Here is a 17,359-nt window from a genome sequence, read left to right as displayed (position 1 = left end):
GACCGGGGCCGCCTTGCGCGGCCCTGCGTCTTTGCAAGACCAGACAAGCGGAGTCTCCAATGTCCAAACGTCGCGTAGTGGTCACCGGCCTGGGCCTCGTCTCGCCCCTGGGCAACGACCTGGCCAGCAGCTGGGACGGCATCGTCAACGGCCGCTCCGGGATCGCGCCGATCACCCATTTCGACGCCACCGGCTTCGCCACCCGGATCGCCGGCGAAGTGCGCGACTTCGACGTCACCCGCTGGGTGCCGGCCAAGGACGCGCGCAAGATGGATCCCTTCATCCACTACGGCGTGGGTGCCTCGATGATGGCCATCGAGGATGCCGGACTGGAGGTGACCGAGGCCAACGCGCCGCGCATCGGCGCACTGATCGGTTCGGGCATCGGCGGCATCCTCGGCATCGAGGAGCAGACCGCCAAGTACCTCGACGGCGGGCCGCGCAAGATCTCGCCGTTCTACGTGCCCAGCACCATCATCAACATGCTGCCGGGGCAGGTCTCGCTGCTGACCGGCATCAAGGGCCCCAACTTTTCCGCGGTCTCCGCCTGCGCCACCGCCAACCACTCGATCGGCATGGCGATGCGGATGATCCAGTACGGCGATGCCGACGTGATGCTGGCCGGCGGCGCCGAGCGCGGCTCCTCGCCCACCTCGATGGGCGGGTTCTGCTCGATGAAGGCCATGTCCACCCGCAACGACGAGCCGCAGAAGGCCAGCCGCCCGTGGGACAAGGACCGCGACGGCTTCGTGCTCGGTGATGGCGCCGGGGTGCTGGTGCTGGAGGAGTACGAGTCGGCCAGGGCGCGCGGCGCCCGCATCTACTGCGAGCTGGCGGGCTTTGGCGCCAGTTCGGACGCTTTCCACATGACCGCGCCCAGCGAGGACGGCGAAGGCCCGGCACGCTGCATGGTCTCCGCCATGGCCGATGCCGGCGTCGGTCCGGAGCAGGTGGGGTATCTCAACGCCCACGGCACCTCGACCCCGCTGGGCGACCTGGCCGAGACCCTGGCGATCAAGCGCGCGATGGGCGAGCACGCCTGGCGGACCATGGTCAGCTCGACCAAGTCGATGACCGGCCACCTGCTGGGCGCGGCCGGCGGCGCGGAGGCGATCTTCTCGGTGATGGCGCTGCACACCGGCATCATCCCGCCGACCCTCAACCTCGACGAGCCGGGCGAAGGCTGCGACCTGGACTATGTGCCCAACGTCGCCCGCGAGCACCAGGTGGACGTGGCCATGTCGAACGGTTTCGGCTTCGGCGGCACCAACGGCACGCTGGTGTTCCGGCGTACCTGAGTGCTGTTGGCCCGACCGCTTCCGTCATCGCCGGACCTGCTCGACCTGCACCGCGCCGACCCGGCGCGGTATCCGCTGCTGCTGGAGTCCAGCGCCCATGGCACCGCCCATGGGCGCTGGGACCTGCTGTTGCGCGCCAGCGGCGGTTCGTTGGCCCTGGGCCGCGACGGGCTGACCCGCGACCACCGCGGACAGGTGCAGGAGGGGCGCTTCCTCGATGCGCTCGACCGTGCCTGGCAGGCCCTGCGGCTGCCGCGGCAGGAGCCGCGCTGGCCGTTCCGCGGCGGCTGGGCGCTGCTGCTGGGCTACGAGCTCGCCGGGCAGGTGGAGCCGGTGCTGCGACTGCCGCCGGCGCCGGGCCGGCTGCCGGTGGCGCTGGCGTTGCGCTGCCCCGCCGCGTTGCTGCGTGACCGCACCAGCGGTGAATGCGTGGCGGTCGCGGAGGCCGGCTGCGGGGAGTTGCTCGACTCGCTCGTTGCCGACGCCGGTGCCGCCTGCACCGGCGCCGCGCCGCTGCCGGCCTGGCAACCGCCGGCGGAGGTGGTCGAGGATGCGCCGCACCGCTACACCGACGCGGTCGCCCGGGTGCTGGAGTACCTGGCCGCGGGCGACGTGTTCCAGGCCAACATCTCGCGCGGCTGGCAGGCCCGCTTCGATGCCACCCCGGATCCGGCGGCGCTGTTCGCGCGCCTGCGCCGGTGCAACCCGGCGCCGTTTTCCGGGCTGTTCGCCGGCCCCGGATGGGCGCTGGCCAGTGCCTCGCCCGAGCGGCTGGTGTCGGTGCGTGGCGACGTGGTCCAGACCCGGCCGATCGCCGGCACCCGTGCCCGGCTGCCCGGCGACGACGAACCCGGGCGCATCCGCGAGCTGGTCGGCCATCCCAAGGAGCGCGCCGAGCACGTGATGCTGGTCGACCTGGAGCGCAACGACCTGGGCCGGGTCAGCCGGCCCGGCAGCGTGGAGGTGGACGAGTTGATGACGGTGGAGAGCTACGCCCACGTCCACCACATCGTCAGCAACGTGCGCGGCCTGTTGCGCGCGGGCACCACGCCCGGGCAGGTGATGGCCGCGGCCTTTCCGGGGGGCACCATCACCGGCTGCCCCAAGGTGCGCTGCATGCAGGTCATCGCCGGGCTGGAGGGCGAGGGACGCGGCGCGTATACCGGCTCGATGGGCTGGCTCAACCGCGACGGCGACATGGACCTCAACATCCTGATCCGCAGCGCCGAGCTCGAAGGCCGCAGCCTGCGCTTCCGCACCGGCGCCGGCATCGTCGCCGATTCCGATCCCGGCCACGAGCTGGAGGAAACCCGGGCCAAGGCCCGCGGCATGCTGCGGGCGCTCGGGGTCGAGCGGTGAGCACTACCGGGCGGCTGTTCCGCGGTGCACGGCAGGTCGAGGCCCTCGGGCTGGATGACCGCGGGTTCCGCTACGGCGAGGGCCTGTTCGAGACCATGCGCGGCCACCGCGGCACCATCCCCTGGTGGCCGGCGCACTGGCAGCGCCTGGCGTCGGGCGCGGCACGCCTGGGCCTGCCGTTGCCGCCCGCCGGCCGGGTGCTGGAGGAAACCACGCGGCTGCTGGCAGGCCGCGACGCGGTCCTGCGGCTGCAGCTCACCCGTGGCGGTGGCGGGCGCGGCTACGCCCCCCCGACAGCGCCCGAGCCGAGCTGGGCGCTCACACTGCATCCGCTGCCCGCTCCGCCAGCAGCCGAAGGCCTGCGCCTGCGCTGGTGCGAGCTGCGGCTGGGGGCGCAGCCAGCGCTGGCCGGACTCAAGCACTGCAACCGGCTGGAGCAGGTCCTGGCCCGCGCCGAACTGGAAACCGGGGAGCCGGCCGACGAGGGGCTGCTGCGCGGACCGGACGACGAACTGGTCTCGGCCATCGCGGCCAACGTGTTCGTCCTGCTGGGCGGGCAGTGGCTCACCCCGCCGGTCGAGCGCTGCGGGGTTGCCGGGGTCTGCCGCGGCTGGCTGCTGGGCCAGGGGCTGGCCCGGGTGCAGGCCCTGTCCCGCGGGGAGGTGGAGCGGGCGGACGCGGTGGTCCTGGGCAATGCCGTGCGCGGTATCCTCCCGGTCTCGCGGCTGGGCGGGCGCCGCTGGCCACCGCACCCGCGCACCGCTGCGCTGCGGGCCGCGCTCGCCGCCGCCCATCCCGCCTTTGCCGATACCGATCAGGAGACCGCGTGACCGCCGCCAGACACAAGGGCCTTGCCGGCCTGATCCTGTTGTTGCTGCTGGTCCTGGCGGCCGCCGCGCTCGTGGCCGGCTGGTGGGGCTGGCAGCGCTACAGCGCCTTCGCCGACGCGCCGCTGGACGGCCTTGGCGACGGCGCCGCGGTGATGGTCGAGCGCGGCGATTCGCTGCCGATCGTGGTGCGCAAGCTGCGCGAGGCGGGCGTGGACGCCGGCGATGACCTGGAGTGGCGCCTGCTGGCGCGCCAGCTCGGGGCCGACTCGCGCCTGCACGTGGGCGAGTACGCGCTGCCGCAGGGCATCACCCCGCGCGAACTGCTCGGGGCGATGGGGCGTGGCGATACCGTCCGCCACCGCTTCACCATCATCGAGGGCTGGAACATCCGCGAGCTGCGCGCCGCGCTCGGGCGGGCCGACGCGCTGGAAAAGAAGGCTTCGGAACTCGATGACGAGGCCCTGATGGCCGCGCTCGGCCGCGCCGGGGAGCATCCCGAGGGACGCTTCCTGCCCGAGACCTACGTCTTCACCCGCGGCGACAGCGACCTGGACGTGCTGGGCCGCGCGGCGACGGCCTTGGACCAGGCCCTGGCCGCCGCGTGGGAAGCGCGCGGCCCGGACACCCCGCTGCAGTCGCCATACGAGATGCTGGTGCTGGCCTCGATCGTGGAGAAGGAGACCGCCGTCCCCGCCGAACGCCCGCAGGTCGCGGGCCTGTTCGAGCGCCGCCTGCGCATCGGCATGCGCCTGCAGACGGATCCCACGGTGATCTACGGCATCGGCGCGGACTACGACGGCAACATCCGCCGCAGCCACCTGGCCACCGACACGCCCTACAACACCTACACCCGTGACGGCCTGCCGCCGACCCCGATCGCCATGCCCAGCCGCGCCTCGCTGGACGCGGTCGCCTCGCCGGCGGACGGCACCGCGCTGTACTTCGTGGCGCTGGGCGACGGCAGCGGCCGGCACCTGTTCGCCGACACCTACGCCGAGCACCAGGCCAATGTCCGGCGCTACCTGCGCAATTACCGCGAATACGTGCGTGGGCTGGAGGCCGGGGAGAAGTGAGCACGGAACTGCGGACCGAACCCCGGCTGGTGACCCTGGAGGGCGGCGAGGGCGCCGGCAAGACCACCGTGCTCGCCGCGCTGCGGGCCATGCTGGAGGCCGCCGGCGAGCGCGTGGTGTGCACCCGCGAGCCCGGCGGCACGCCGCTGGCCGAGCGCATCCGCGCGCTGCTGCTGGACACCGGCCACGAACCGCCTGCGGCCACCACCGAACTGCTGCTGATGTTCGCCGCGCGTGCCCAGCACGTGCAGGCGACCATCGCCCCGGCGCTGGCCGGCGGGGCCTGGGTGCTCAGCGACCGCTTCACCGATGCCAGCCACGCCTACCAGGGCGCCGCGCGCGGTGGCGACCGCGGGCTGATCCACCTGCTGGAGCAACGCGTGGTGGGCATCACCCCCGGGCTGACCCTGCTGCTGGACGTCCCGGTGGAGGTCGGGCTGGCCCGCGCGCGCGGTCGCGGCGGGGTGGACCGGATCGAGGCCGAGGACGCCGCGTTCTTCGAACGCGTGCGTGCCGGCTATCTCGAACGTGCCGTGGCCGAGCCGGAACGCTTCAGGCTCGTCGATGCCAGCCGGCCCGCCGACGAGGTGGCGGCCGAGGCGCTGGCGCGGCTGTCGGCCTACCGCGGGTCGCTGGCATGAGCGCGCTGGCGCCCTGGCAGCAACGGGTGTACGACCGCGCTGCGACCGCGCTGGACAACGGCCGGCTCGGCCATGGCCTGCTGCTGTGCGGGCCGGCGCAACTGGGCAAGCGGGAGGTGGCCGAACGCCTGGCGCGCCGCGTGCTGTGCGCCAGCCCGGTGGCCGGGGGCGAGCCCTGCGGCCTGTGCCGCAGCTGCCGGCTGCTCGATGCGCGTTCCCAGGCCGACCCGGTGGAGGTTCGCCCCGACGGCCGCCTCGCCCACCCGTGGGGGCATCCGGCGCACCCGGACCTGCTGCTGGTCGGACATGCGGTCAACCACAAGGTCAGGCCGCCGAAGCCGCGCAGCGAGATCGTGATCGACCAGGTGCGCGAGCTCGGCGAACAGATGGCGCTGACGCCGCAGTACGGCCGGGCGCGCGTGGCGATCATCGACCCCGGCGAGGCGCTCAACACCGCCGCCGCCAATGCCCTGCTCAAGACCCTGGAGGAACCGGTCCCCGGGCGCTACCTGTGGCTGGTGGCCTCCGAGCCGGCCCGGCTGCCGGCGACCATCCGCAGCCGTTGCCAGAAGCTGGAGTTCCGCCTGCCGCCACGTGAGCAGGCGCGCCAGTGGTTGCTGGCGCAGGGCCACGAGCCGGCCCTGGCCGAGGAAGCGCTGGAAGCGGCCCGCGGCCACCCCGGACAGGCCCATGCCTGGCTGGAGGCGGGCGTGCTGGAGCTGCGCCGCGAGGTCGCGCACGGCCTGGACGGGATCGCCGGCGGCAGTCTGGCCGCGCCGGCGCTGGCCCAGGCCTGGTGCAGCGACGACCGGGCCGGGCTGCGGCTGCGGCTGGCCGCGGACCTGGCGCTGGCCCGGGCGGCGGCCAGCTTGACCGACCCGGTGCGTACGCGCAGTCTGGCGGCGTGGTTCGACCGCGCCAACAAGGCCCGCGACCTGTTGCGCACCACGGTCCGCGCCGACCTGGTGGTGGTGGAACTGTTGCTGGCCTGGCGCGCTGTCCATGCGCGGCCGGGGTGAGGACACGGCCGCGGCTGCGGCGATGGCAGAGACGGATACCCGATCATGGTTGGAGCAGGGGGCGCGAGGCAGGGAATCCTGACCCTCGCAGTGAAGGACAAGGCGGCGCTGTACAACGCGTACATGCCCTACATCAGGCAGGGCGGGCTGTTCGTGGCCACGCCCAAGCGCTACTTCCTGGGTGACGAGGTCTTCGTGTTGGTCACCCTGCCGGAGTCCAGCGAGCGCATGCCGGTGGCCGGCAAGGTGATCTGGGTGACTCCGGCCGGCGCCCAGGGTGCCCGCCCGGCCGGCATCGGAGTGCAGTTCAACGACGGCCCCGAGGGCGATGCGCTCAAGGGCCGGATCGAAGCGCTGCTGGCCGGCAGCCTGGACGCCGACCGGCCGACGCACACGATGTAGCGGCCCGGCCGCGGCTGCTCAGCCCCCGCGCAGCGCCGGCGAGTCCCAGCCCGGCCGCGGGGCGAAGCGCTCGCCGTGCCGGACCTGCAGGCGAGCCAGGCGCTCCAGCAGTGCCTCGGGGCCGGTCTCGCGGATGTACTGGATCGGGCCGCCGCGGAACGGGGCGAAGCCGGTGCCGAAGATCACCCCGGCGTCCAGCAGCTCGGCATCGGCGACCACGCCGTCGTGCAGGCAGGCCACCGCCTCGTTGAGCAGCGGCAGGATCAAACGGTCCTGCAGGTCTTCCGGCGCCCGGTAGCCATCGGGCAGCTCGGGCTTGACCGGCTTGCCGTCCTCCCAGCGGTACAGGCCCTGGGCGTCCTTCTTGCCGCGCTTGCCCGGTTCGGCCTGGTCCGCCAGTGCCGCGGGCACCTGCAAGCCGAGGAACGGCGACAACTCCGCGCCGACGCCGGCGGCCACGTCCAGCCCCACGGTATCGACCAGTTCGATCGGGCCCATCGGCATGCCGAAGGCTTCGGCGGCCTTGTCGATCGCACGGCCGGGAACCCCTTCCGAGTACGCGGTCACCGCCTCGAGCATGTAGGGGAACAGCACCCGGTTGACCAGGAAGCCGGGGGTGCCGGCGACCGGCACCGGCAGCTTGCCCAGGGCCTTGCAGAAGCCGGCCAGGCGCGCCTCGGTGCGCGGGTCCATGCCGGGGTGGCGGACGATCTCCACCAGCGGCATCAGTGCGACCGGATTGAAGTAGTGCAGGCCGGCGAACTGTGCCGGGTGCCGCAGCCCCTCGGCCAGTTCCGCGACCGGGATCGAGGAGGTGTTGCTGGTCAGCAGCGCGCCGTCCTTCAGCCGGGGCTCGATGCTGTCGTACAGCCCGCGCTTGGCATCGGCATCCTCGATGATCGCCTCGATCACCAGGTCGGCCCGGGCCGCGCCGTCGCCGGCCAGGTCGCCCTTCAGGCGCGCGGCGACTTCCGGCCGCTGCGACTCGTCGCGGACCTTCCTGGCGAACAGCTCGCCGGCGCGTGCGAGTGCCTTGTCGATGTACTCCTGCCCGCGGTCGTTGAGGGTGACCTGGAAGCCCTTGTAGGCCGACCAGGCGGCGATGTCGCCGCCCATCACCCCGGCACCGACCACGTGCACGTGGCCGATGCCGTGGTCCCTGCCGCCGGCGGACTTGAGCCGCTCCTGCAGGAAGAACACCCGGATCAGGTTGCGCGCGGTCGGCGTGGCGGCGAGCTTCGCCACCGACCTGCGCTCGGCCGCGAGCCTGCGCTCCAGGCTGCCGCCGGTGTCCTTCCAGGTGCGGATCAGCGCGTACGGCGCCGGGTAGTGCTCCTTGCGGGCCTTGCGCGCGACCTGCTTGAGCGACATCGGCGCGATCACCTGCCGCGCCGGCCAGGTGTTGGTCAGCCAGCCCATGAAGCGCTGGCGCAGCGGGCGGGTGGTGCCGCGCAGCGCGAGCGCGGCGGCGGAATCGACCAGGACCGCCTTTTCCGCGGTGCGGTCGACCAGGCCCTTGGTCCTGGCCGCGCTCGCCGACAGCGTGCGGCCGGTCAGCATCAGGTCCAGTGCGTCGGGCGCGCCGATCAGTCGTGGCAGGCGGACGCTGCCGCCCCAGCCGGGATAGATGCCCAGTTTCACCTCCGGCAGGCCGATGCGCGTGGACGGGTCCTTGCTGGCCACCCGGTAGTCGCAGGCCAGCGCCAGCTCGGTGCCCCCGCCCATGCAGAAGCCGTGGATGGCGGCGACCGTCGGGCAGGGAAGGGCGGACAGCCGCTGGAACACCTGCTGGCCGCGCTGCATGGCGCTGCCGACCGTGCCCTGGGCGTCGAACTGCTGGAACTCCCGGATGTCGGCGCCGGCGATGAAACCGTTGTCCTTGCCGGAGGTGACCACCAAGGCTTTGGGCGGGTCGATCGCCAGCCGCTCCAGCAGTCCGTCGAGCTCGATCAGCACGTCCTGCGAGAGCGCGTTGACCGACTCGCCGGCGCGGTCGAGCGAGAGCACCAGCACGCCGTCGTCGCGCATCTGCCAATGCCAGTGCTGCAGGCGCAGCCCGTCGAAACCAGGGACTGCGGACGCGTTCGTGGCCATTCGGCACCATCCGTTCAGGTATGGAGGAGCCGCTATGATCCGGGCGGGCTTTCGCCCCCGTCAAATCGCCCATGCATGACCGCTGGCGCTTGCGCGCCGCATCCCGCGCCCCAACTGTCTGCCGGGTTGGAACTTTTCCCCGAAAGGGTTGTCCATTGTTCGGCCCCGGCCGAGCCTGAAGGAGCGCCGGCGGCGGGTATGGCCGAGAACGAACTGGATCAGGAGCTGGTGCAACGTGTGCAGCAGGGCGACAGCGCAGCCTTCGATGTCCTGGTGCGCCGGCACCAGCACCGCATCCTCGCACTCGTGGGGCGCTACGTCGCCGACCGCAGCGAATGCCAGGACGTCGCCCAGGAGGCGTTCGTCCGGGCCTGGCGCGCCATCGGCAGCTTCCGTGGCGATTCGCAGTTCCACACATGGTTGCACCGCATCGCAGTGAACACCGCAAAGAACCATCTTGTTTCCCAGGGACGCCGGCCGCCCGGCGCCGACATCGACGTGGCCGACGCCGAGCACTTCGACGGTGCCCTGCGCATGCGCGACAACGACACCCCGGAGCGCGAACTGGCGCGCCAGCAGGTGGAGCACACCGTGCTGCGGGTGATCGGGGCGCTGCCAGCGGAACTGCGCGAGGCGATCACCCTGCGCGAGGCCGAGGGCCTGGGTTACCAGGAGATCGCCGAACGCATGGACTGCCCGGTGGGCACGGTGCGCTCGCGGATCTTCCGCGCCCGCGAGGCGATCGATGCCGCCCTGGAGCCGCTGCTCGACGGCGGTGACCGGCAGGTGCACTGAGGACGAAGAATGATGACCGGATCCGACAACCCTTCCGAACGCGAACTCCTCAGCGCCTTGCTGGACGGCGAGCTCGCCGGCGACGCGCGCCGTTTTGCTCTGCGCCGGCTGGTCCACGACCGCGACTGGCAGCTGGCGGCCGCCCGCTGGCAACTGGCCGGCGACGCCGTGCGCGGGCAGCCGCTCGCCCCGGCACCGGCCGGATTCGCCGACCGGGTGGCCGCGGCGGTGGCGGCCGAGGCCGCAATCGCCAGCGCGGCGGCGCCGGTTGCCGGTGCCCGTACGCGACGTGCGGGGCGCGCGCGCTGGATCGGTGGCGCGGCCCTGGCGGCTTCGGTGGCGATGGTGGCGCTGTTCGCGGTGCGCTCGCCGCTGGAGCCCCCCGGCGGGGGCGGATTGCCGGCCGGCGGCGACCACGGAGTGCAGCTGTCCCAGGTCCCCGGGAACCCGGCAGCCGGGATGACCGTCGCCGGCCTGTCCGCCGCGGAACCCGCGCCGGAGGCCGCTGATGGCATGGGCGCGCTGGCCGCCGCCGCGCCGCTGGCCGCGGCGGCGCTGGACGCCGGCCGCCGTGACGGGTCCAGGCGCTCGCGCGGCCAGCAGCAGCGGGCGGCCCTGAGGGCCTCGCGCGAGCGCGGGGCGCAGGTACAGGTTGCCGCCGTGGCGGACGCCGGGCCCGTGCCGCGCCCGGAGGAGCCGCTGCAGGTCGCGATGGCTGACCGGTCGACCGGTGACGGGCCGGCCCGGCCGTTCACCCCCGCTGACGAGATCGTCTCCCGCCCGTGGCCGCGCGCGCTGCCGGCGCTGTCGGGGGGCCATGCCTTCACTGCCGGCTTCGATGCCGGTCCACAGACTGCCACCCCGTCGTTCTATCCCTTCGAACCGCGCCTGCCGCCCGAACTGCGCGAGCAGCTGGGCGTGCTGCCATCGGCGGACGAGCCGGTGCCGCGGTACTAGCGCGCCGCATCCCGATCTCCCGAGCCATACTTTTCCGAGGCCAAGCATCGATGAACCCGAAGCTTCGTACCTTCGCCCTGATGGGCGTGCTGTTCGCCGCCGCGCCGGCCGCCTGCACTGCGCAGCAGTCGCCCGCCGAGGCCACCACCGCCAGCGCCGCCGCCCAGGCGGTCACCCCGCCGACCGCCGCGCCGCTGGTGAGCGGACTGCCGGACTTCACCGCGCTGGTGGAACGTGTGGGACCGGCGGTGGTCAACATCAGCGCCGAGACCGCACCGCGCCGGCCTGATCCGTCGCAGCAGATGCCGCCCGGCCTCGAGGACTTCCTGCGCCGCTTCGGCATGCCGTTCCCCGGCGTCCCCGACGGACCGCGCGGCGGTGGCACCTCGCTGGGCAGCGGCTTCGTCATCTCCGCCGACGGCTACATCCTGACCAACCACCACGTCATCGCCGGCGCCGACACGGTGAAGGTCACCCTGTCGGACCGCCGCGAGCTCGAGGCCGAGGTGGTCGGCAGCGACGAGCAGTACGACGTGGCGCTGCTGAAGATCGAGGCCGACGGGCTGCGCTGGATGCGTCCGGGCAACTCGGAGTCGCTCAAGCCGGGGCAATGGGTGATCGCGATCGGCTCACCGTTCGGCCTGGACCACTCGGTCACCGCCGGCATCGTCAGCGCGGTCGGCCGCTCCAACCCGTACTCCGGGCAGCAGTACGTGCCCTTCATCCAGACCGACGTGGCGATCAACCGCGGCAACTCCGGTGGCCCGCTGCTCAACACCTCCGGCGAGGTGGTGGGGATCAACTCGCAGATCTTCTCCAACTCCGGCGGCTACATGGGCGTGAGCTTCGCGATTCCGATCGACCTGGCGATGAACGCCGTCGAGCAGATCAAGGAAACCGGCCAGGTCAGCCGGGGCATGCTCGGCGTCGCCATCCAGGGCGTGAGCCAGCAGCAGGCCGAGGCGATCGGACTGCCCGACACCCGGGGCGCGCTGGTCACCCGCGTCGAGCCGGGCAGCGCGGCCGCCGATGCCGGCCTGCGCCGCATGGACGTGATCCGCAGCTTCAACGGCGCCCGGGTGAGTGACGCCGGCGACCTGCCGCCGCTGGTCGGCGTGGTGGCGCCCGGCACCCGCGCCAAACTGGAGGTGTTCCGTGACGGCCGGCTGCGCAGCATCGACCTCACCGTCGGCGGCGACGAGAGCAATGCGGCCGCCAGTACGCGCAACCGCAGCGAGCCGGCGCCCGCCCCCGCGGCGGAGACCACCGTGATCGGCCGCTTCGGCCTGCAGGCGCGGGACCTGGCGGCCGACCAGCGGCGCCGGCTGGGCCTGGGCGAGGACGAGGGCGTGCAGGTGGTGCGCGCCGACGGCGAGGCGGCCAGCCAGGCCGGCCTGCGCGGTGGTGACGTGATCATCGCGGTCGGCAGTGACGGCATCGGCAGCGTGGCCGCGCTGGAGCGCCGGCTGGCCGACGTGGCACCGGGCCAGACGGTGATGCTGCTGGTCCAGCGCGGCAACGGCGGCGCGCAGTACGTCACCCTGACCGCGCCGGAGGAATAGGCGGGCCGTTCGCCGGGAGCCCTGGGGCGCATCACGCCATCGGCTGATGCGCCCTTCTCCGTCCAGGGGCGTGTGCGATAATCGCCGGTCGCCCGCCCGGCCGGTTCCCGGCCATTCCAGAGCCTCGCCGCGCCTGTATGCAGCAGATCCGCAACTTCTCCATCATCGCCCACGTCGACCACGGCAAGTCGACCCTGGCCGACCGCATCATCCAGCTCTGCGGCGGCCTGACGGCGCGCGAGATGGAAGCCCAGGTGCTCGACAACAATCCGATCGAGCGCGAGCGCGGGATCACCATCAAGTCGCAGTCGGTCTCGGTGCCGTACACCGCGCGTGACGGCAAGACCTACCACCTCAACTTCATCGACACCCCCGGCCACGTCGACTTCAGCTACGAGGTCAGCCGCTCGCTGGCCGCCTGCGAGGGCGCGCTGCTGGTGGTCGACGCCGCCCAGGGCGTGGAGGCGCAGTCGGTCGCCAACTGCTACACCGCGGTGGAGCAGGGCCTGGAGGTGATCCCGGTCCTGAACAAGATCGACCTGCCCACCGCCGACATCGAGCGCGCCAAGGAGGAGATCGAGGCGGTGATCGGCATCGACGCCTCCGACGCGATCCCGGTCAGCGCCAAGACCGGCCTGAACGTCGAGGACGTGCTGGAGGCGATCGTCACCCGCATTCCGCCGCCGCGGCCGCGCGACACCGACAAGCTGCAGGCGCTGATCATCGATTCCTGGTTCGACAACTACCTGGGCGTGGTCAGTCTGGTGCGTGTCATGCAGGGCGAGATCAAGGGCGGCGACAAGATCCTGGTCATGTCCACCGGCCGCACCCACCAAGTCGACAAGGTTGGCGTGTTCACCCCCAAGCGCAAGGAAACCCAGGCGCTGCGGGCGGGCGAGGTCGGCTGGATCAACGCCAGCATCAAGGACGTCCACGGCGCGCCGGTGGGCGACACCCTGACCCTGGCCGGGGATCCGGCGCCGAAGCCGCTGCCCGGCTTCCAGGAGATGCAGCCGCGGGTGTTCGCCGGGCTGTTCCCGGTCGATGCCGACGACTACCCGGACCTGCGCGAGGCGCTGGAGAAGCTGCGGCTCAACGACGCCGCGCTGCGCTTCGAGCCGGAAAGCTCGGAGGCGATGGGCTTCGGCTTCCGCTGCGGCTTCCTGGGCATGCTGCACATGGAGATCGTGCAGGAGCGCCTGGAGCGCGAGTACGACCTGAACCTGATCAGCACCGCGCCGACGGTGGTGTACGAGGTGGTCAAGAGCGACGGCGGGATCATGTCGCTGGACAACCCGGCCGACCTGCCGCCGGTGAACAAGATCGAGGAGATCCGCGAGCCGATCATCCGCGCCACCATCCTCACCCCGCCGGACTACGTCGGCAACGTGATCACCCTGTGCGAGGAGAAGCGCGGCAGCCAGGTCGGGATCAACTACCTGGGCAGCCAGGTGCAGATCATCTACGAGCTGCCGATGGCCGAGGTGGTGCTGGACTTCTTCGACCGGCTCAAGTCGGTCAGCCGCGGGTACGCTTCACTGGACTACCACTTCGTGCGCTTCGAGGCGGGTCCGTTCGTGCGCGTGGACACGCTGATCAACGGCGACAAGGTCGATGCGCTGAGCATGATCACCCACCGCGCCCACGCCGACCGGCGCGGCCGCGACATCGCCGAGAAGATGCGCGAGCTGATCCCGCGGCAGATGTTCGACGTGGCCATCCAGGCTGCGATCGGCTCGCAGATCATCGCCCGCTCCACGGTCAAGGCCATGCGCAAGAACGTGCTGGCCAAGTGCTACGGTGGCGACATCTCGCGCAAGAAGAAGCTCCTCGAGAAGCAGAAGGCCGGCAAGAAGCGGATGAAGCAGGTCGGCAGCGTCGAGATTCCGCAGGAGGCCTTCCTGGCCGTACTGCAGGTGGACAACAAGTAGGGGACACGCCCGATGCGCTGGTTTGAAATCGCCCTGGTGGCGCTCACCCTGCTGTCCGGCCTGGTCTGGCTGCTCGACAGGCTGGTCCTGGCCCGCCGCCGCGCCGCCCACCAGGGCCTGCTCGATGACGACGCCGAGCCGTGGTACGTCGACTACTCCAAGGCCTTCTTCCCGGTGCTGCTGGCGGTGCTGGTGCTGCGCAGCTTCGTCGCCGAGCCGTTCCGCATCCCGTCCAACTCGATGATGCCGACCCTGCTGACCGGCGACTTCATCCTGGTCAACAAGTTCGCCTACGGCCTGCGCCTGCCGGTCACCAACGACAAGTTCCTGGCCATCGGCGAGCCCGCGCGCGGTGATGTCGTTGTGTTCCGTCCGCCGCACCTGCCGCAGCAGGACTGGATCAAGCGGGTGATCGGGCTGCCCGGCGACCGGATCGGCTACCGCGACAACCAGGTCTTCATCAATGGCGAGCCGATGCAGTACCAGCCCGAGGGGATCTACGAGGGGCGTGGCAACGGCACCGAGATGACCGGCGCCGAACTGCTCACCGAACTGTTGCCCGGGCGCCCGCACCAGGTGCTCGAGCGCACCGGCCTGCCTTTCCGCGACCCCGGGGAGGGGGAGTGGACGGTGCCCCCGGGGCACTATTTCGTGATGGGCGACAACCGCGACAACAGCGAGGACGGCCGATACTGGGGCTACCTGCCGGAGGAGAACCTGCGCGGCCGGGCGTTCCTGATCTGGATGAACATCGATGGCGGGGTGGATTTCTCGCGCATCGGCGAGCGCATCCGCTGACCGCCGGCAACGAGGGAAGCCGCCGCGGCGGCCTGCACACAAGGGGAAGGGGACATGAGGCGCAAGCAGAAGGGCATCACCCTGCTGGGATTCATCATCGGCCTGGCGGTGGCCGGGGTGTTCATCTACATGGGCATGAAGGTGATCCCGATGTATTCGGAGTACTACTCGGTCCGGCAGGCGCTGGAGGGCCTGGCCAAGGAGCCCGACATCACCACCTCCAGCCCGAAGCAGGTCCAGGACCTGTTCTTCCGCCGGCTGGACATCAGCTACGCCGACAACGTCAAGCCGCGCGACGTGAAGATCGCCCGCAAGGACTCCGGCTACCTGATGACCGTGGACTACGAAGTGCGCAAGCCGCTGATCGCCAACCTCGACGTGGTCGGCCGCTTCCACGCCGAGAAGGAGTTGCGGCGCAGCCGTGACTGAGGCCGCCGCGGTGTGCCGATGAAGGACCTGATCGGGCATCCCTTCGCCCAGCCGGCACTGCTGGAGCAGGCGCTCAAGCACCGCAGCGCGGGGACGCCGCACAACGAGCGGCTGGAATTCCTCGGTGACGCGCTGGTCAACCTGTTCGTCGCCGAGGCGCTGTACGCGCGCTGGCCCACGGCCAACGAAGGCGCGCTGACCCGCGCCCGCGCCGAGCTGGTGCGCGAGTCCGCGCTGGCGCCCATCGCCCGCGCGCTCGGCCTCGGCGACCGGCTGACGATGGGGCCGGGCGAGATGAAGTCCGGCGGCCACCGGCGCGACTCGATCCTCGCCGACGCGGTTGAAGCGGTGGTCGCGGCGATCTACCTGGACGCCGGCTACGAGCGTTGCCGTGAAGCGGTGCTGCCCTGGTTCCAGGCCGCGATGGACGCCCTGCCGCCGCCGAACAAGGTCGGCAAGGACGCCAAGACCCGCCTGCAGGAGTGGCTGCAAGCCCGCCAGCACCCGTTGCCGGTGTACGCCCTGCTGGAGGAAACCGGCGAGGACCACGCCAAGCTGTTCCACGTCAGCTGCACGGTGCCGCACACCGGCCTGGTGACCGGCGGCGAGGGCAGTTCCCGCCGCGCCGCCGAGCAGCTCGCGGCGGAGGCGGCGCTCTCGGCCCTCACCCCTGGGCTCTAGGGGCGACTTCAGACGCGAGCCCGGAGGGTGCGTAGGCTCCGGAAGGAGCGTCGCACGTGCGGGGTGCTTGCCGGTCGGTTCGATCGGGCCATCCATGGCCCGACTCACCGCGCGTGGGCCATCCATGGCCCACTCCGGCAACACCCCGCCCGCACGCCGCGTCGGCGGTTTTGAGTCGCTGCACAATCGTGTGTGCAGGCGGTGCGGCGAGAAGTCACCGGCGCGGGGGTGGTTGGGTAAGGGCCGAGAGCGCCGCCTCGGCAGGAAAGAGGGATTTCATCGTTGTGCCAGCTCTGAACCCACAGCACCCACCAGTCCATGCCGCGCTCGTGCATTCAGTGGTCCGGCATTGCAGCAGTTCCGGCGAACCCGCTTGATCACGCCACGGCACTGACTCGCTGGGACGGCGTGCGGGCACTGTGTTGCCGGAGCAGGCCATGGATGGCCTGCGCTCGGTGAGTCGGCCCATGGATGGGCCGATCGAACCGACCGGCAAGCACCCTGCACGCGCGACGCTCCTTCCGGAGCCGGTGACTTGCCGATCACGGGTCCAAGGCCCGCGCAACCTCTACAATCGCGGCATGGACCCAACACCCCAACGCGCCGGCCACGTCGCCGTCATCGGCCGGCCCAACGTCGGCAAGTCGACCCTGACCAACGCCCTGGTGGGCGCGAAGGTCAGCATCGTTTCCTCGCGCCCGCAGACCACCCGGCACCGGCTGCTGGGGATCGCGACGTTTCCGGGAGGGCAACTGGTGCTGGTCGACACCCCGGGCCTGCACCGCGACCATGGCCATTCCACCGCCACCGCGATGCACCGCTGGATGAACCGCGCCGCGCGCGGTGCGCTGGAAGGCGTGGACGCGGCGATGCTGGTGGTCCGCGCCGGGCAGTGGGACGAGGCCGACAGCTTCGCCTACGAGGCGCTGCGTGGCGCCGGTGTACCGGTGGTACTGGTGGTCAACCAGGTCGACCGGATCAAGGACAAGTCGCAGTTGCTGCCCTACCTGGCGCAGGTCAGCGAGGGCCGCGAGTTCGCTGCCGTGCATCCGGTCTCCGCACTCAAGCGCAAGGGCCTGGAAGCCCTGGTCGCCGACGCGCTGGCGCTGATGCCGGAGCAGCCGCCGGCCTACGGCGAGGACGAGATCACCGACAAGAGCCAGCGCTTCCTGGCCGCCGAGATGGTCCGCGAGCAGCTCATGCGCCAGCTGGGCGAGGAGCTGCCGTACGCGACCACGGTCGAGATCGAGCGTTACGAGGAAGGAGCCGGGCTGGTGAAGGTGGGTGCGGTGATCTGGGTCGAGCGCAAGGGACAGAAGGCGATCGTCATCGGCAAGGGCGGCGAGCGCCTGCGCGAGGTAGGGACCCGCGCGCGCCAGCAGATGGAGCGGCTGTTCGACTGCAAGGTGTACCTGGAGACCTGGGTGCGGGTGCGCGAAGGCTGGTCGGACGACGAGGCGGCCCTGCGCGCCTTCGGCTACCACGAGTAA

16 protein-coding genes are annotated in these 17,359 nt (G+C 71.7%); 15 read left to right on the top strand and 1 reads right to left on the bottom strand.

Features of this window, described 5'->3' with window-relative positions; all coding sequences use genetic code 11:
- Positions 1–59 precede the first annotated feature (59 nt).
- The 7 genes from fabF to LY625_RS07375 are packed head-to-tail and all read left to right on the top strand — an operon-like array spanning position 60 to position 6,622.
- Positions 60–1,298 (top strand): beta-ketoacyl-ACP synthase II, encoded by a 1,239-nt coding sequence (fabF, locus tag LY625_RS07405; protein ID WP_233739186.1) that lies wholly within the window; start codon positions 60–62, stop codon positions 1,296–1,298.
- Positions 1,299–2,657, top strand: a complete 1,359-nt coding sequence (locus LY625_RS07400; protein WP_233739184.1) for an aminodeoxychorismate synthase component I — start codon at positions 1,299–1,301, stop codon at positions 2,655–2,657. It begins immediately after the preceding gene.
- Positions 2,654–3,487 (top strand): aminodeoxychorismate lyase, encoded by an 834-nt coding sequence (gene pabC / locus LY625_RS07395; protein WP_233739182.1) that lies wholly within the window; start codon positions 2,654–2,656, stop codon positions 3,485–3,487. Before LY625_RS07400 ends, pabC begins: the two co-directional genes overlap by 4 nt.
- Complete coding sequence (gene mltG, locus LY625_RS07390) at positions 3,484–4,560, top strand: endolytic transglycosylase MltG (RefSeq protein ID WP_233739180.1); 1,077 nt, start codon at positions 3,484–3,486, stop codon at positions 4,558–4,560. Before pabC ends, mltG begins: the two co-directional genes overlap by 4 nt.
- Positions 4,557–5,201 carry a dTMP kinase gene (tmk, locus tag LY625_RS07385; protein ID WP_233739178.1) on the top strand — a complete coding sequence of 215 codons (645 nt, stop codon included), beginning with the start codon at positions 4,557–4,559 and terminating at the stop codon, positions 5,199–5,201. The genes mltG and tmk overlap by 4 nt, the downstream gene beginning before the upstream one ends.
- Complete coding sequence (locus tag LY625_RS07380) at positions 5,198–6,220, top strand: DNA polymerase III subunit delta' (protein WP_233739176.1); 1,023 nt, start codon at positions 5,198–5,200, stop codon at positions 6,218–6,220. The genes tmk and LY625_RS07380 overlap by 4 nt, the downstream gene beginning before the upstream one ends.
- Before the next feature lie 45 nt (positions 6,221–6,265).
- Positions 6,266–6,622, top strand: coding sequence for a PilZ domain-containing protein (locus LY625_RS07375; RefSeq protein ID WP_233739174.1), 357 nt, complete (start codon positions 6,266–6,268; stop codon positions 6,620–6,622).
- 18 nt (positions 6,623–6,640) lie between these two features.
- On the opposite strand, the gene LY625_RS07370 is transcribed toward LY625_RS07375, so the two are convergent.
- Complete coding sequence (locus LY625_RS07370) at positions 6,641–8,716, bottom strand: 3-hydroxyacyl-CoA dehydrogenase NAD-binding domain-containing protein (RefSeq protein ID WP_233739165.1); 2,076 nt, start codon at positions 8,714–8,716, stop codon at positions 6,641–6,643.
- Between the two features lie 198 nt (positions 8,717–8,914).
- Here LY625_RS07370 and rpoE point away from each other — a divergent pair, with 198 nt between their 5' ends.
- The 8 genes from rpoE (at position 8,915) to era (ending at position 17,359) form a co-directional block, all read left to right on the top strand.
- A complete protein-coding gene (rpoE, locus tag LY625_RS07365; protein WP_233739163.1) occupies positions 8,915–9,511 on the top strand; it encodes an RNA polymerase sigma factor RpoE in 597 nt (198 codons plus the stop codon).
- A 12-nt stretch (positions 9,512–9,523) separates the two neighbouring features.
- The gene (locus tag LY625_RS07360; RefSeq protein WP_233739161.1) at positions 9,524–10,468 is read left to right on the top strand and encodes a sigma-E factor negative regulatory protein; all 945 of its coding nucleotides are present in this window, start codon (positions 9,524–9,526) and stop codon (positions 10,466–10,468) included.
- Positions 10,469–10,518: 50 nt separating this feature from the next.
- Complete coding sequence (locus LY625_RS07355) at positions 10,519–12,030, top strand: DegQ family serine endoprotease (protein ID WP_233739144.1); 1,512 nt, start codon at positions 10,519–10,521, stop codon at positions 12,028–12,030.
- A 137-nt stretch (positions 12,031–12,167) separates the two neighbouring features.
- A complete protein-coding gene (gene lepA, locus LY625_RS07350; protein ID WP_233739143.1) occupies positions 12,168–13,961 on the top strand; it encodes a translation elongation factor 4 in 1,794 nt (597 codons plus the stop codon).
- Positions 13,962–13,973: 12 nt separating this feature from the next.
- The gene (lepB, locus tag LY625_RS07345) at positions 13,974–14,759 is read left to right on the top strand and encodes a signal peptidase I (RefSeq protein ID WP_233739137.1); all 786 of its coding nucleotides are present in this window, start codon (positions 13,974–13,976) and stop codon (positions 14,757–14,759) included.
- Positions 14,760–14,813: 54 nt separating this feature from the next.
- Complete coding sequence (locus LY625_RS07340) at positions 14,814–15,188, top strand: DUF4845 domain-containing protein (protein ID WP_233739135.1); 375 nt, start codon at positions 14,814–14,816, stop codon at positions 15,186–15,188.
- 18 nt (positions 15,189–15,206) lie between these two features.
- Entirely contained in the window at positions 15,207–15,869 is a 663-nt protein-coding gene (gene rnc / locus LY625_RS07335) for a ribonuclease III (RefSeq protein ID WP_233739133.1), read from the top strand.
- Positions 15,870–16,450: 581 nt separating this feature from the next.
- Positions 16,451–17,359 carry a GTPase Era gene (era, locus tag LY625_RS07330; protein WP_233739131.1) on the top strand — a complete coding sequence of 303 codons (909 nt, stop codon included), beginning with the start codon at positions 16,451–16,453 and terminating at the stop codon, positions 17,357–17,359.

This window comes from Lysobacter sp. GX 14042, assembly GCF_021390425.1.
Lineage (GTDB): Bacteria > Pseudomonadota > Gammaproteobacteria > Xanthomonadales > Xanthomonadaceae > Novilysobacter.
Note: the sequence above shows the minus strand (reverse complement) of the source record. Positions and strands in the feature narration are given on the sequence as shown.